This is a genomic window from Erythrobacter sp. NAP1, assembly GCF_000152865.1.
Lineage (GTDB): Bacteria > Pseudomonadota > Alphaproteobacteria > Sphingomonadales > Sphingomonadaceae > Erythrobacter.
The window spans coordinates 1586592-1601448 of the sequence record NZ_CH672390.1 but is presented as its reverse complement, the minus strand read 5'-3'; the positions used below and the strand labels follow the sequence as shown (position 1 = coordinate 1601448).

Sequence of the window (14857 nt, the reverse complement as noted above, 5' to 3'; positions counted from 1 at the left end):
GGCAGCGTGACTTTCCCCAACCTTGGATGCGGGCTGTGCTTGCTTTGCCTCGCAACGCGCTTACCTTTCCGACTCGGAAACACTCGCACAGGAGATGAGCGTAGCTACCCATGGGCCGCAGACCGACCAGCGCAATCGATCCTTCGGTTATCCCCGAAGCCATCAATCCCAAAACACGCGCAGATGCGCCAATCGGTCACGGGCAAGCGCGGGCTGAACTGTCCTTCGAGAACCAGTCGTTGCTTGGCCCGCTTTTTGGCGAGTTCGATGCGAACCTCGTTCAGGTGGAAAACCGGCTTGGCGTCTATATCCACGCTCGCGGCGACCAGATCTTGATCGAGGGGCCCGAAGACGCGGTTGGGCGGGCCCGCGACACGCTCACCACCATGTATGACAGGCTGGCGCTGGGGCAGGACCTCGATAGCGGCGCGATTGAATCGCTGATTGCCATGTCGAATGAGCCGACGCTGGGAGGGGATCATCTCCGGCGACAAGGAAGAGCCGCCGATCATGATCCGCACGCGGCGCAAGACCATCGTACCGCGCTCGGCAACGCAGATCACATATATGCGTAGCCTCGTGCGCGACGACATCATCTTCGCGCTTGGGCCGGCGGGGACGGGTAAGACCTATCTCGCTGTTGCGCAGGCGGTGGCGCAGCTCATGTCGGGAAGCGTCCAGCGCCTGATCCTCTCTCGCCCGGCGGTGGAGGCAGGGGAAAAGCTCGGCTTTCTGCCGGGCGACATGAAGGACAAGGTCGATCCCTATCTGCGCCCGCTTTACGACGCGCTCTACGATTGCATGCCGCCCGAACAGGTCGAGCGGCGGATCGCATCCGGCGAGATCGAGATTGCTCCGATTGCCTTCATGCGCGGGCGCACGCTCGCCGATGCTTTCGTGATCCTCGACGAGGCGCAAAACACCACGCGCGAGCAGATGAAGATGTTCCTCACCCGCTTTGGCCAGAACAGCCGGATGGTGATATGCGGCGATCCGCGCCAGGTCGACATTCCCGGCGGCGACCGGATGAGCGGGCTGGCCGATGCGGTCGACAAGCTCGAAGGGGTCGACGGCTTTGGCACAATCCGCTTCACAGCCGCCGACGTCGTGCGCCACCCGATCGTGGGCCGCATTGTCGAGGCGTATGAAGGGCCTGATGCGTAAGACTGCGCTGATCGCGGCGAGCCTTGCCGCCAGTGCGCTTTGCGCGGTCCCGATTGCATCCGCGCAGCAAACACCTGTTTCGGGCGAGGCAACGCAAGGCCCGCGCTTTACCGGCGACCCGGTGTGGATCGCGGGTCAGGAACCCGACATTCGGCTGGAAGGGATCGATGGCGAAGATCCGGTAACGCTCCATTCGCTGCGCAACATGGAGCGTTGGGAGGATGACGGGACCGGCAATTGGGTGAGGGCGGAAAAGCTGCTCCACGCCCGCGCGGTCGGCGTGCCGCAAGATGGCGTGCTCGAGCTGTCCGGCCTGACCCCCATCGACGGCACCTTCATGTCGACCGACAGCAATGGTCTGCTTTGGGCGGGGCGGCGCGAGGGCACGAACCGCTTCATTGAACCGCCAGCGGGCCTCGAACGTCCTGCCGCGGGCATCGTCAGGCTCGGCGCGAGCCGCAATGGAGAGCTTCTCGCGGTATACGATATCGAGCTTGTGAATGGACCTGATGACCTCATCGAAATGAAGGTCGCGGCCGAGGGGCTTGCCGGCGCCTACGCCGCACCGCCGGGAACGGGGCATCCCGCTCTCATCGTGCTTCACGGCAGCGAGGGCGCATCGCCCGGTATGACCGAGGCGACCGCAAGCGCCTATGCCGCGCAAGGATTTGCGTCGCTGGCGCTCGCCTATTTCAACCAGCCCTATCACGTATTCGACGAGCGGCTTCCGACGATCCTTGAGGAAATTCCGATCGAACAGGTCGAGACCGCGCGCGATTGGCTCGCGAACCGACCCGAAGCGGACGCGTCGCGCATTGGCATCCACGGAACGTCCAAAGGCGCAGAAATGGCGCTGCTCGCAGGTGTGCGATACGACTGGCTGGACGCGGTCATTGCGTGCGTGGGCACCGATATCGTGTGGGAAGGTGGCTCGGTCGATTACGACAAACCTGCGCATCTCAGTTCATGGACATGGGGCGGCGAACCGCTCCCCTTCATGCGCCTGCTTCCCTTCGTCGAGGGGCAGAGCCTGTGGGACTGGAACACCGACCGCTATCTCGCGTCGCGCAAGCTGTTCGCAGTGGATGAGCAAGCTGCGCGTATCCCGGTCGAAGACATCGCCGCACCCGTCCTCGCTATCGGAGGCGGACGCGACCACGTCTGGGCATCGGGCGAGATGTCGAAAGTGATAGCCGAAACGCGCGGGGAAAGGCCTACCACGGTCCTCGTGAACGAACTTGCCGGGCACCAGATCTGCGGGACCGGTACCTTCCCCAAATGGCTTTATGGCGACGACAGCGACAAGCCGAGCGCCAAGTCGATCGCCGCAGAGGGCGAGGCGGAATCGCGGTTCTGGAAAGCCAAGATTGAGTGGCTACGCGAACAGCTTTCCGAAGATTGAGGCTGATGCGGGGGGGCAGCTGCCGGGACAACGCGCTTTGGGCCGCATCGTCGAGGCTAACGATGGGCCGAACGCTTAATTGAGCAAGGCCGGTCCAACCAAGCCAAGCCAGGCGAAAATCCCCGCAACCGTGCCTGCTATCAGTGCGCCCCACGCCAGCCATCGCCGCTTATCCGGCATCGCCCGGTGCACCGTGCGCCAGACCCAGATCAGGAAGATCAGTTCGCCAACAAGCAGCGGCCAAAGTGGCAGAGCAATGGCGGTCATAACGGTATGCTCGTCGAAGGATGGCGAGGGTGGCGGTAGTCCGGATAGGGCGCGGTAGGCGAGGACGCCCAGAAACCCGACCGAGAAGATGAAACGCGCGGGCGCCGTGATGGCGAGCGCCAATCCAAACGCGCGAAACCGCCCGATCAAGGCAATACCGATCAAGGTGAGTACGACGCTCACAATTGGCCCCATGCCGGTTTGAACCACGCGCTGCAGCGGCGGATAGTCGGTAGCGGGCGTGTTTGAGATCACGCTCGATGCGGTCATGCGGACATCCTCCCCATAGGTGAGGCCAGCGAGGAAGTGCCCTGCCTCGTGCAGGAAAATCACGGGACCGGCCAGAACCAGTGACCAGAAGAAAAGCAGCGCGGCAAATTTGCCTGCCGCGCTGCTTGTCCATTGGTTTATTGAGGTCATCATGCGAAGCGATCTGTGTCTCTATTCGCTCACCTTTTCAATCGCTTCGAGCAATTCCGGCACTTCGGAGACCGCGATTTTCCAGACTTGCAGCAGACCCGCTTCGCCGCCGTCGACGGGGCGGTCCGAGGTGAAGACGAGGGTTTTGCCATCAGGCGTGATCCGCCCCGCGAATTCGGAGAAACGCGTGTTCACGCTTCTGCCCAGCGGACGCGGTGTGCTCCATGTCCCGTTTTCAAGTGTCGAGACATGCAGGTTTGCAGGAGCGCTGCTGCCGCGTGCGGTGGTGGTGAGCAGCATGAGGCGGCCATCTGCAGAAACCCAGGAACCATCATTCTCGCCATCATTGTTAATCGGCGCTGGCAGGATCTCGGGGCGCTCGAAACCGCCTGACCCATTGCTTCTGGCGACATAGATATCGCGCAGGCCCGCCCCGTCGAGGCGTTCCGACCAGAAATAAAGGTCGCCATCGAGAGTAAGAACCGGAGCGGTTTCGTTGTTGACGAAGCGCGTCTTGCGAATTGCCCCGCCGCGAATTCGGTTGATGTCAGGATCGTCGATCGCCTGGGGGACAGCGTCGGTGTCGGTCAGGTCGAGACGGAAAAGGTCAAAGTCTTCATAGACATTCTCGCCCTCATGCCGTTCACGCTCTGGGGCCCATGAGAAGTAAAGCGTGCGGCCATCAGGAGAGACGCTGGGCCAATCGACGCGGGCGCGTTGGGGGAGGGTGACTTCTTGCGGGCGGCTCCAACCGAAAGGCGTGCGTGTTGATCGCATCAGCAATTGAGGACAGTTCCAGATCCGTTCGCAATCAGCCTGCGCGAAGTAGATCGTATTTCCATCAGGCGTGAAGGCGGGTGAAAGCGTTATGCGCCCACTTTGTTGCAGGTCCTCAGGTGCAAAGAGGCTAGCACCTGACGAAGCGGTCAGGGGCGCGGGGGCATGCGCGGCAGGCTCGGCAAGGCCAAGCGATATGAGGAGACCGGAAAACAGAGAGGTGAGGAAGTTCATGGGATCATAATCCTTGGCTTGTGTCTTCTGATCCCGGCATTGAGTTCTATCAGGCGCTTAAACGTTAATGTGATCGAAAAAGGGCGTAGGATGATTGCATTCGATCATATATAACCTTTTGATGACCGAATTAGCTCAAGCTGTCCTCGACGCGGCGGATCGACGTATCTTGAGAGAGATACAACGCGATATTCGCCGCTCTCCTCAAACCATCGCCGATGCGGCAGGTCTTTCGGTTTCTAGCTACCGCAGAAGGCTAAAGCGCCTGCGCGAAGTCGGGGTGATCGAGCGCGAGGTGGCGCTGGTCAATCCGGGACAGCTCGGCATCGACATCATTGTCATGGTCAGCCTGGTCGATGAACGTGGGCCTGAATATGATCGCCTCAAGCGCCTCTACCGCGCCTCTCCGCAAATATCGCAGTGCTACAGCGTGACTGGCGACGCCGACCTCATCCTGCATGTACACATGCCAGAGATGGCCAGTTTCGAGAGCTGGATACAGGCGAACATCATCGAAGATCCGGCGGTCAAGCGATGCACCAGCCATGTCGTTTATTCACGGGTGAAGTTCGATACGACGGTCCCCTTGTGACGAGTTTCCCGGCGTCTCCCGGTATGGTCGTCACCGTGCATCAGGAAGGCACATCCGGGCTTAAACTTTGACTCTCTTGAAGAAACACGGCTAGAACGCCGTTAGTTAACACCGACTCACCATCGTGCAATGTGGTGTGTCGGCGACCAAGCGGGCGGAGACCTGCTGGTGGACAAGGCGCTTTGGGCCGCGCTTGTTTGTCTGGCCGTTTGGCCACCCTGGGGGGAATATCCAATGAAGAAATTGTTGTGGGCTGGCGCCTCGTGCATGGCGCTCACTTTGTCGACGGCTGCGTTCGCGCAGAACAATTCCAGCACCATCACGCAGACCGGCAGCGATGACGACGCTGATGTCACGCAGACCGGTGCAACCAACGTCTCCGAGGTCGAGCAAGACGGCACCGCGGTAAGCGTCGATGGCATCGCCAATGAAGCGACCATCCTTCAGGAAGGAGCGGGCGGCTTCTCCCGCGTGGTCCAGACCGGCGACAATATCGCTGATGTCAACCAGACCGGTACCAGCGATGGTATGCAATCGGTTGTCACTCAATCCAACCTAGCAGGCGGCGACAGCAACACCGCGACAATCATTCAGCGCGGCGCGGGCCTCGGCGAGGGCTCTGCAACCGGTTCTTTCGTTACGCAAACGGGCACGCGCGGCGTTGCCTTTGTCGATCAAGGCGAGTTCACCACCGATGCAGTGAGCACGATCTCGCAGAGCGGTAACACCTCGGGCAGCCAGCGCGCAGAGGTATTCCAGATCAGCGGCGCTGCCGATTCCAGCATCACCCAGCAGGACGCCGCGATGAAGGCCGAGGTCTTTCAGGATGGATCGAGCACCTCGACGATCCTGCAAACCGGCCGTTTCCATACCGCCGGCGTTCGTCAGGAAGGGGACGGCAACACCTCCAGCGTTGTGCAGACGGGCATAAATGGACAGGTCGGTGATCCCGACGACCCTGACTCCGCTCCGCTCGGAACCGCCGATGCGCTCATCGGCGTCTTCCAGGTCGGAAACGACAACGATTCGCAGATCACCCAGAACGGCGAAAACCAGAACGCTGATGTGCGCCAGTTCGCCAACAGCAACTTCTCGCGCATTTCCCAAGGCGTCCAGACGGGCGGTTCGGCCGACATCACTCAGCTCAGTGACGACAACCATTCCGAAGTCGATCAAACTGGCTCATCGACGGTCTTCGTCACGCAAAGCGGCGCTCCAAACCCGTTTGGACCACGCTCGTGGGATGGGACAGCCACGAATGCAAATTCGGGCACAGCGTATGACAACAACGTCTCGCTCGTGACGCAGTCTGGCCTCGATGCAGAAATCATTGTTTCGCAGAATGGCCAGATCAACCGCTCGAACGTTGTCCAGTCATCAAGCGACAGCATCGCCAACCGCGCGATTGTCGAGGTTTCGCAAACAGGTGTCTTCAACAGCTCGTTCGTCAACCAGTCTGGCGATGGCTCTTCGGCTGATGTCGTGCAAGGGGGTGGGCACGCGCGCAACGTATCGGGCGTGATCCAGTCTGCAACGGACTCGACCATCGAAGTCACGCAGACCGGAGAGAACTTGGCGCCGCCAGCAAACTCGCCGACGAATGAGAGCTTTGCCTCGCAGAGCGGTACGCTACAGACCGCAGCAATCATTCAGGATGGTGATGAGCACCTGTCGAACCTTACTCAGTCGGGGGAAGGCAACGAGGCGCTTGTTACGCAGCTGGGCACGGTCAACACTTCGACCGTCACTCAGTCGAACCTCAACAACTTTGCCGATGTCGACCAGTTCGCCAATGCGACCAACAGTCGCTCGACCGTGACCCAGTCGGGCGAGGGCAGCCGCGCTTTCGTTGAACAGGGCGGCGATAACCAGACTGCGACAATCACGCAGGATGTGCCAACGACGCCTCTGCTCGGTGACGACACCTTTGCTGGAGCGCTGGTGCGTCAGGAAGGCGCCGACAACACCGGCACTATCGACCAGAGCGGCGATGTTGGAGACGTCAGATTTGGCAGCGTCGCAAACCCCGGTCTCTTCCCAGGTTTCAGCTCTCAGCAGGGTGAGATCATTCAGGATGGCACCGGAAACACCGGCACGATCACGCAGACCGGCCTCAGCAACGCAGCACGCGGCATTCAGGATGGTGACCGCAACCGAGCGACGTTTACGCAATCGTCGACCAACTCGCTTGCTCGCTCGGTTTCGACCGGTGACGATAACGTCGTCACAGTGACCCAGTCGGGCGTTTACACGGGCCTGGGCGAAGCGACGATCAATCAGACGGGTGACATGAATACCTCGACTGTGACGCAAGACGGCGGTGGGCTGTTTCTTGCTTTCAGCCCAGCTTCGATCGTCAATCAGGTGGGCAACATCAACACCTCGACCATCACGCAGTCGGGCAATGATGACCTCGCATTCGTTGACCAGATCGGCGAGCGCAACCGTTCGACCATCACGCAAAATGCTGGCAGCAACCGGAACATTGCGGATGTCGATCAGAACGCCTCGGATGGCATCTCGACCATCACGCAGACGGGTGACGACAACTTTGCGCAGCTGATCCAAGGCGGTACTTTCAACGAATCCGTAATTACGCAAGACGGCACCTTGAACAGCGCTGTTGTGACGCAGGGCGGCATGATGGATTATTCGGGCGTCATGCAGACCGGGACCAGCAACGTTGCGACGGTCAATCAGAGCGTACCCTGATAACACTCAGGCGCTACGCCTCGAACAGGTTTCGGGCCGCGATCGGGGGGATCGCGGCCCGTTCTTGTTTGGGGCTTGGCGTTAAACCCTTCGCCGATGCGCGCAGCGAAACGGACCGCTTTCCTACGCGGCCATTTTCGCGCTAGGGCGTGGGGAATGATCTCGCATTTTCTTGCCCTCGCATGCGGCCTTAAGGTCGAGCGCGTACAGCGCACCGTTTTTGCGCCTGGACCGTGTAACATGCGGTCCACTTCTCGGATAAGTCACTGGAATTGCGAGGTTTCGTGTGGAGCTTGAAATCGACCTCGAAGACTGGCCAGAGGGCGAGTGGGAGGCGCTCACACAGCGGGCTGCAGACGCCGCCGCAGGTGTCGAACCAGCGCTTGCCAGCGATCGCCTCTCGGTCAGTATCCTGTTCACCAGCGATGGTGAGGTGCACACGCTCAACCGCGAATGGCGTCAGCGGGACAAGCCTACCAATGTGCTCAGCTTCCCGATGATGGAGCGCGCAGAGCTGCTTGAATTGGGCGAAGAGGGACCACCCGCAATGCTGGGCGATATCGCGCTCGCTTACGAGACTTGCGCGCGTGAAGCGGCGGAGAAGAACATCCCGCTTGATCATCATGCAGCGCACCTGATCGTCCACGGATTGCTGCACCTTGCAGGCCATGACCACGTGCATTGCGAAGAAGAAGCGCAGGTGATGGAGGATCTGGAGCGCTCGGCACTTGCAAATATGGGGATTGCAGACCCATATAACGACACTGACTGACACCAGGAGTAATCAGCAAAGGGCCATGCCCGATTCCAGTAGTCCTACCGCGGGAGACGCGGAGAGTAGCAGCGGGCTTTGGCCCCTCCTCAAGAAGATGGTCGGCGGCGGCGACGGCGACCGCTCGCTTCGCGCGCAGCTCGAAGAGAAGATCGACGAGCACGAAGGCGAGAACGACGACGAAACGCACGACGAGAATGGCAGCGGCAACGGCGATCTGTCGCCGGTTGAGCGGCAGATGCTGCGCAACCTGCTGCACTTCTCAGAACACGACGCTGACGACGTAGCCGTTCCGCGCGGCGAGATTGTCGCGGTCGATGCCTCGATCAGCTGGGATGATCTGGTTGCGCAATTCTCGCAGCACGGCCATTCGCGCATGCCGGTCTATCGCGAGACGCTCGACGATGTGATCGGGATGATCCACATCAAGGACGTCTTCACCTACCTCGCCAAGGGCAAGACAGGCCCACGCGACTGGACGGTGCTCATGCGCCAGCCGCTCTACGTGCCGCAGGCTCGCGGCGCTCTGGATGTGCTCGCGGACATGCGTGCGCGCCGCGTGCACCTTGCGATTGTGCTCGACGAGTTCAGCGGCACCGACGGCCTCATCACGATCGAAGACCTCGTTGAGGAAATCGTCGGCGAGATCGAGGACGAGCACGACGAAACGCCCGAGGCGCTGATCGTGCCGATCGGCGAAGGAATGTGGGACTGCGACGCCCGCGCGGAGCTTGAGGACGTTGCCGAACTGGTCGACCCGCGCCTTGCAGAGGTGTCTGAGGCAGTGGATACGCTGGGCGGTCTTGCCTTCGTGCTGGCTGAACAGGTCCCGCCGGTGGGAACGATGCTCGACCATTCGAGCGGCTGGAAGATCGAGGTGACGGCGGGCGATGAAACCCACGTCAAGCGCCTGCGCCTCCATGCACCTCAACCCGAAGGCGACTTGCAAGAGGTGCAATAATCGCACGCACAGGGCGATTTTCGCACTCAGGCTTCGATTTTCTGCATCCAATACGGCATTGAAACGTATCTACCTGAAAACAGGAGCCACTCGATATGCCATCACGCCGCCTGCCCCCCTTGCGAGCTCTCGAAGCCTTCATGCGCACGGTGCGTCTGGGATCGGCGCGCGCGGCAGCGGAAGAGATTGGCCTGAGCCCGTCAGCCCTTTCGCGCCGGATCACGAACCTCGAGGAGTTCGTCGGCAAGAAGCTCTTCACAAGGGCGCGCCAGTCGATGCAGCTGACCGATGAGGGTCAAGCCTTCTACGAAGCGGTGAACCCGCACTTGGAATCGCTCACCCGCGCGGTTGAGAGCCAATCGGACAACATCTCCGTCCTTCGTCTGCGGCTCGGCGTGCTGCCGATGTTCGGAAGCCAGCGTCTGTTCCCGCGGCTCGGCGAATTGCGCAAGCGGCATCCGCTGCTGCATATCGACATCGACACTGCGCCGCACCTCGAGGACAGGGTGGGCGATACGCTCGACGCAGCAATCATCCTCTCACGAGGGCCTGCGAGCGGCCTTCACGCGGTGCGGCTGGATCACAATCTCGTCCACGCGATTTGCTCGAACGAGCTCGCCGCTGCGATGGGCGACAACGTCACTCAGTCGAACATGGAAAAGCAGACCTTCCTCATCCACAACGAATTGCCTGAGAGCTTCGTTGCCTGGAGGAAGGCCAACGATCTTGAAGAGGTCGAGCCCGCCGCGATCGATCATTACGACTCAGGCGCGTTGATGCTTGAGGCAGCAGCGCAGGGTTTGGGGATTGCGATCATGCATGACGACCACCTCCGGCGCGCAGCGGACAGCCGCCTGACCAACCTCAACGGTCCCGACGTTCAGAGCCCTTACAGTTACTGGTTCGTGTGCAAGCCCACCGCGCTTGAGACACGGCCCGTTCGCCTGTTCCACGATTGGTTGGTGCGCGCAGGCCTTTAAGTCCGACTAAGCGGCGGTCTCATCGGGGACCGGATCGTCCTTTACCGCCGAATAGCGCACCGGCGGCACGTCATGTGCGAAATCACGCAGCGGCTTTCCCAGCGCCTCAAGCAGAGCTTCCTCGATCCGGCGCCGCGCTTCGACGCTGATCGCCTTGCGCCCGACATAGTCTGCCGGGCTGAAGGGCTCTAGGAACACGATACGCATGTCGAACGTGCCCTTGCGCGCAAGCACCCGCTTCGCATTGTTGAGCCCGCCTTCTTCGCCAATCCAACCGATCCATTCCGCAACGGGGCCGTAATCGAGCAGCACTGGCTGCACCAGAACGCCGGGCGGGGGCGGTTCGAGGACTGAGAGCATGCTTGTCTTGAAGGGCAGGAGCGATTGCCCGTCGGTCGTCGTGCCTTCGGGAAAGACGGTGACAGACCAGTTGTCGGCGAGCGCTTCCTTGAGAGCATTGATCTGCTGCGCGACGCCCATGCGGTGCTCACGCTTCACATAGACAGTGCGGTTCATATCGGCGAGCCAGCCAACGAGGGGCGCCTTTGCAAGCTCTGCCTTGGCAACGAACGCCGTGCCACACGCGCCCGACAGACTGAGGATATCGATCCACGAGACGTGGTTGGCGATGTAGAACACGTCGCGCTTGAGGTGCGTACCCTCGACCTTGACCTTGGCGCCCGAAATTCGCGCGGCGAAACGCAGAAACCACATGGGGAACGGCGAGCCGTAGGCGACGAGCCGAAACAGAAAATGCAGCGGCACCATCACGATGATGAGCGCGAGGAGCATGAGCGAGCGGGTAATGATGCGCACCCATCCCATGATCGAAATCGGGGTCGTCTCGCCGCGCGCAGCCGCGACCCTCAAGGCCCAGGCCTTGTCCTCGGTCGGGGCATCGGTGCCGGTGATGGCCGCTTCGTCTGTCATGTTCGCGAAGTCAGTCTTCGCGCGAAAGCCGGACGCCGTAGAGCTCCATCCGGTGGTCGACGAGGCGATAGCCAAGCTTCTCTGCAATCTGGCGCTGGAGCGCTTCGACTTCGGGGTCGACAAATTCGACAACCGCGCCGGTTTCGACGTCGATCAGGTGATCGTGATGCGCTTCGGGAACAGGCTCGTAGCGCGAGCGGCCATCGCCGAAGTCATGGCGATCAAGAATACCGGCTTCTTCAAACAGACGAACCGTGCGGTAAACGGTCGCGATTGAAATCTTGCTGTCGATTGCGGAGGCGCGTTGATGCAGCAATTCCACGTCGGGATGATCGTCGCTGTCCGAGAGGACTTTCGCTATCACGCGGCGCTGTTCTGTAATGCGCAGACCCTTCTCCGCGCACAATTGTTCAAGATCGATTTTCTGGCTCAAGCGGGTGTTCCTTGGCACGGCGTCGGGCGGGGCCGACTAATGGTCACTGCATGCTTTACCGGGCGAGGGCGGATTGCTCAAGCTGGCAGAAAAACGAAGTCCCCCGCTTGATCTTTCAAACGGGGGACATGATGTGTGCGTCCAGGTCCATCGCGACCGCGACCCGTAAGGTCGCTCCGAACTCCGGATTTACTTGGTCTTCTTGCGACCGCGGCCGGCACCCGGCTTGCGGCCAAGGCCGATCTTCTTTGCCAGATCACGGCGCTTTTCGGCGTAGTTGGGTGCCACCATCGGATAGTCTGAGGGAAGTCCCCAGCGCGCCCGATATTCTTCGGGCGTCATATCGAAATTGGTGCGAAGATAACGCTTGAGCATCTTCAGCTTCTTGCCGTCTTCAAGGCAGACGATGTAATCTGGCTTGACCGAAGCGCGAATGGATACGGCAGGCTCCGGCCGTTCTTCTTCCGGTTCGCTTTCGTCGCCAAGGCCGGACAAAGCACCGTAAACGTTGGTGATCAGTCCGGGGACGGCATCGACTTCGACGTTGTTGTTACTCAGGTGAGCAGCGACGATGTCGCTGGTCAGAGTGATGAGCGTCTCTTTCATCTCCATGTCCAGGTCTTGCATGAGTTCCTCGTTTTTCTTGTGTTCGGATTTTTCCGATAACAAGCGCATGGCGCACGAGGACAGCCTTTGCAAGTCACGCTGTGACGAAGTGTCCCTTTTATGAGCGGAACTCGATGTTTATTTGATCAATGACAATACTTTACAGCGAACGACCAAAAGTAATCGCATCAATGCGTTCACCATTTGAAAGACGGTAATAGTTGGGACGCTGGCCGATGGGTTCGAACCCGACCTTGCGGTACAGGTGGACGGCAGGGTTGCCGCGCCGCATCTCAAGGAAAATTCGGTTGACGCCGCGAGACTTCGCCATGTCGAAAAAGTGCTGCATAAGTTTTTCGCCGAGGCCGCGCCCTCTCATTTCAGGCGCCACAGCAATCAGAAGCAACTCTTCTTCATCAGCCGCGAAACGCGTGAGCACAAATCCTGCCGGAATAGAATCTCGGCCGTTGTGCGAGCTGCCTTCAATTGGCTCACCGTTCGCGTTGAGTACGAGTGCGTGAGTCGATGGCATGGCGAGAGCGTCGTTTACTTGACGGCGGTTCCAAGCTTCTCCGTAAGCCGGGTCGAACGCAGCCTCCATGACCGTCATTATGCGATCGATCGTTAGAGGGCAGGGCGTCACGTTGCGGCCTGCTTTTGAGGCTTGGCGTCAGGCGCGCGGCCATAGATCGGTGTCAGATCGCTCGTTAGCCAATTGTACGGCAAGAGCTTCACGTTGCCAGCATCCGGAAGCAGCTCGACAGCCTCGTGATCACCTTCAAGAAGGGCGGCGAAATCTTGCGCACGATTGCCCGCAATTGTCCGATGCGCCCCGCGTTCGGCCGCCTGCTCTGGGGTTAGCGAACGGACTTCAGCTTTCGAGTCCCTGCTAAAGTCGGCGATGAACCATTCGCCATGGCCGCCATTCATGCATACGGTGACGGGGCCGGGCGCGTCCTGCATGGCACGCGCTGCCACCAATGCCAGCGTCGGATAACCGTGAACGTCAGCGCCCCAGGCAAAACCGAGCGCCCGTGCTGCGGCAATCCCGATCCGGACACCAGTGAAGCTGCCCGGACCAAGCGAAACAAGAATACGTGACGCGCGGCCACGGTCGGGCATCGCTTCAATCATGGGGACAAGGCGTTCCGCATGGCCGCGGCCAAGCACACGGTGGTCGCGCGCTATCAATTCATCGCCCGCAAAGAGAGCGATCGAACACGCCTCACTGGCGGTTTCAATGGCAAGGGTGCGCGAGGGATCCTGCATGCGGCTTCGCCCTGCCTCAGGGCGAGCCGCGCTGCAAGTCGTTCACGCCAATATCAGACGATCGAGTTGAACTTCTCGAAGTCGGGGCGCGGCGAACGGTCGAAAATGCTTTCGGGATCGCCATAGCCAATCGAGCACAGGAAATTCACACGGTGACGCGGATTGTCTCCGAAATAAGCCTCGTTGACCTTGTCGGCATCGAAGCCCGACATAGGGCCGCAATCGAGCCCAACAGCGCGTGCTGCAAGTATGAGGTACGCACCCTGCATCGAGGAATTCCGGAACGCGCCTTCCTTGCGGCCTTCCTCGTCCCCTTCAAACCAGCTCTTTGCATCGGTGTGCGGGAACAGCCAGGGCAATTCCTCGTGAAAATCGATGTCGTAGCCGATGATCGCGGTAACAGGCGCGGCCTTGATCTTGTCGCGGTTGCCTTCCGAAGCGAGACCGGCGAGGCGGTCCTTTTCTTCCTGGCTCTTCACCCAGATGATGCGAACCGGCTGCATGTTAGCAGAGGTCGGCGCCATCTTCATCAGGTCCCAGATAGCCTTCAGCTGCGCGTCCGAGACGGGCTTGTCGAGCCAACCATTATAGGTGCGCGCATCGTTGAAGAGTTGGCCGAGCACGTCGGCAGACAGAACGTTGTCGTGATATTGGGTAGGCATGAGTGTCCTTGGAAATTGAGAGATTAAGCTGCTCTCACTTCAACAACCTCGGGCACATAATGTTTCAAAAGACTTTCGATGCCGTGCTTGAGCGTGGCCGTGCTCGACGGACAGCCGGCGCATGCCCCTTGCAGCGTCAAGTAGACAACACCATCCGAAAATCCGCGATAAGCAATGTCGCCGCCATCGCCTGCGACTGCTGGGCGAACGCGCGTTTCGAGGAGCTCATTGATCGAGGCGATGATCTCGGCATCCTCCTCTCGATCCTCGACCACCATCTCTGCCTCTTCCGGGGGGACGCTGATCCCGTCAGCCGTGCCGCCGACGAACAGCGGAGCTTCCGACACGAAATGGTCGAGCAGGATCGCGTGAACCTGAGGTTTGAGTGCGCTCCAATCGACGCCGGGAGCGGCGGTGACCGTCACGAAGTCCCAGCCATAGAACACATTGACGACCTCGCCCGTGTCAAAGATCGCCTGGGCAAGCGGGCTTGCTTCGGCGGCTTCGGGGGAGGCAAACTCGCGCGTTCCTGACGGCATGACGGCGCGCCCGGGGAGGAACTTGAGGCTCGAGGGGTTCGGCGTGGTTTCGGTTTCGATGAACATAAGCCTTAAATAGGCTTAGGCGCGCTTCGCTACAAGCAAGCGATAGTTTGGTCACATTCACTGGTCCTTCA

General features: G+C 60.3%; 15 protein-coding genes and 1 pseudogene. 7 read left to right on the top strand and 9 right to left on the bottom strand.

Annotated elements, in window-relative coordinates; translation table 11 throughout:
* Positions 1 to 110: 110 nt before the first annotated feature.
* Together NAP1_RS07670 and NAP1_RS15895 are read left to right on the top strand one after the other, a co-directional pair.
* Positions 111 to 1164 (top strand): annotated as a pseudogene (locus NAP1_RS07670) (PhoH family protein).
* A complete protein-coding gene (locus NAP1_RS15895; protein WP_162013476.1) occupies positions 1157 to 2566 on the top strand; it encodes an acyl-CoA thioester hydrolase/BAAT C-terminal domain-containing protein in 1410 nt (469 codons plus the stop codon). The pseudogene NAP1_RS07670 and the gene NAP1_RS15895 overlap by 8 nt, the downstream one beginning before the upstream one ends.
* Positions 2567 to 2641: 75 nt before the next feature.
* Here NAP1_RS15895 and NAP1_RS07660 read toward each other — a convergent pair whose 3' ends face one another.
* On the bottom strand, positions 2642 to 3256 hold the full coding sequence (locus NAP1_RS07660; protein WP_007164691.1) for a hypothetical protein: 615 nt from the start codon (positions 3254 to 3256) through the stop codon (positions 2642 to 2644).
* A gap of 18 nt (positions 3257 to 3274) precedes the next feature.
* The gene (locus NAP1_RS07655) at positions 3275 to 4264 is read right to left on the bottom strand and encodes a PD40 domain-containing protein (protein ID WP_007164690.1); all 990 of its coding nucleotides are present in this window, start codon (positions 4262 to 4264) and stop codon (positions 3275 to 3277) included.
* Between the two features lie 121 nt (positions 4265 to 4385).
* On the opposite strand from NAP1_RS07655, the gene NAP1_RS07650 reads away from it, so the two are divergent.
* The 5 genes from NAP1_RS07650 to NAP1_RS07630 all read left to right on the top strand — a co-directional run bounded on the left by NAP1_RS07650 (position 4386) and on the right by NAP1_RS07630 (position 10281).
* Positions 4386 to 4856 (top strand): Lrp/AsnC family transcriptional regulator, encoded by a 471-nt coding sequence (locus NAP1_RS07650; protein WP_007164689.1) that lies wholly within the window; start codon positions 4386 to 4388, stop codon positions 4854 to 4856.
* 234 nt (positions 4857 to 5090) lie between these two features.
* Positions 5091 to 7568 (top strand): hypothetical protein, encoded by a 2478-nt coding sequence (locus tag NAP1_RS07645; protein ID WP_162013475.1) that lies wholly within the window; start codon positions 5091 to 5093, stop codon positions 7566 to 7568.
* A gap of 286 nt (positions 7569 to 7854) precedes the next feature.
* The gene (ybeY, locus tag NAP1_RS07640) at positions 7855 to 8340 is read left to right on the top strand and encodes an rRNA maturation RNase YbeY (RefSeq protein WP_007164687.1); all 486 of its coding nucleotides are present in this window, start codon (positions 7855 to 7857) and stop codon (positions 8338 to 8340) included.
* A 25-nt stretch (positions 8341 to 8365) separates the two neighbouring features.
* Positions 8366 to 9301, top strand: coding sequence for a hemolysin family protein (locus tag NAP1_RS07635; protein WP_040464346.1), 936 nt, complete (start codon positions 8366 to 8368; stop codon positions 9299 to 9301).
* A 95-nt stretch (positions 9302 to 9396) separates the two neighbouring features.
* Positions 9397 to 10281, top strand: a complete 885-nt coding sequence (locus NAP1_RS07630) for a LysR substrate-binding domain-containing protein (protein WP_083776271.1) — start codon at positions 9397 to 9399, stop codon at positions 10279 to 10281.
* Between the two features lie 6 nt (positions 10282 to 10287).
* Here the strand turns inward: NAP1_RS07630 and NAP1_RS07625 are convergent, their stop codons facing one another.
* The 7 genes from NAP1_RS07625 to NAP1_RS07595 form a co-directional block, all read right to left on the bottom strand.
* The gene (locus NAP1_RS07625) at positions 10288 to 11211 is read right to left on the bottom strand and encodes a 1-acyl-sn-glycerol-3-phosphate acyltransferase (protein WP_007164684.1); all 924 of its coding nucleotides are present in this window, start codon (positions 11209 to 11211) and stop codon (positions 10288 to 10290) included.
* Between the two features lie 10 nt (positions 11212 to 11221).
* Entirely contained in the window at positions 11222 to 11644 is a 423-nt protein-coding gene (locus tag NAP1_RS07620; RefSeq protein WP_007164683.1) for a Fur family transcriptional regulator, read from the bottom strand.
* A gap of 189 nt (positions 11645 to 11833) precedes the next feature.
* Positions 11834 to 12271 carry a MucR family transcriptional regulator gene (locus tag NAP1_RS07615; RefSeq protein ID WP_040464829.1) on the bottom strand — a complete coding sequence of 146 codons (438 nt, stop codon included), beginning with the start codon at positions 12269 to 12271 and terminating at the stop codon, positions 11834 to 11836.
* Positions 12272 to 12410: 139 nt separating this feature from the next.
* On the bottom strand, positions 12411 to 12860 hold the full coding sequence (locus NAP1_RS07610) for a GNAT family N-acetyltransferase (RefSeq protein ID WP_007164681.1): 450 nt from the start codon (positions 12858 to 12860) through the stop codon (positions 12411 to 12413).
* 29 nt (positions 12861 to 12889) lie between these two features.
* Complete coding sequence (gene tsaB, locus NAP1_RS07605; protein ID WP_007164680.1) at positions 12890 to 13519, bottom strand: tRNA (adenosine(37)-N6)-threonylcarbamoyltransferase complex dimerization subunit type 1 TsaB; 630 nt, start codon at positions 13517 to 13519, stop codon at positions 12890 to 12892.
* A 53-nt stretch (positions 13520 to 13572) separates the two neighbouring features.
* Positions 13573 to 14181 carry a malonic semialdehyde reductase gene (locus tag NAP1_RS07600; protein ID WP_007164679.1) on the bottom strand — a complete coding sequence of 203 codons (609 nt, stop codon included), beginning with the start codon at positions 14179 to 14181 and terminating at the stop codon, positions 13573 to 13575.
* 23 nt (positions 14182 to 14204) lie between these two features.
* Positions 14205 to 14786 carry a NifU family protein gene (locus NAP1_RS07595; RefSeq protein ID WP_007164678.1) on the bottom strand — a complete coding sequence of 194 codons (582 nt, stop codon included), beginning with the start codon at positions 14784 to 14786 and terminating at the stop codon, positions 14205 to 14207.
* Positions 14787 to 14857: the final 71 nt, after the last annotated feature.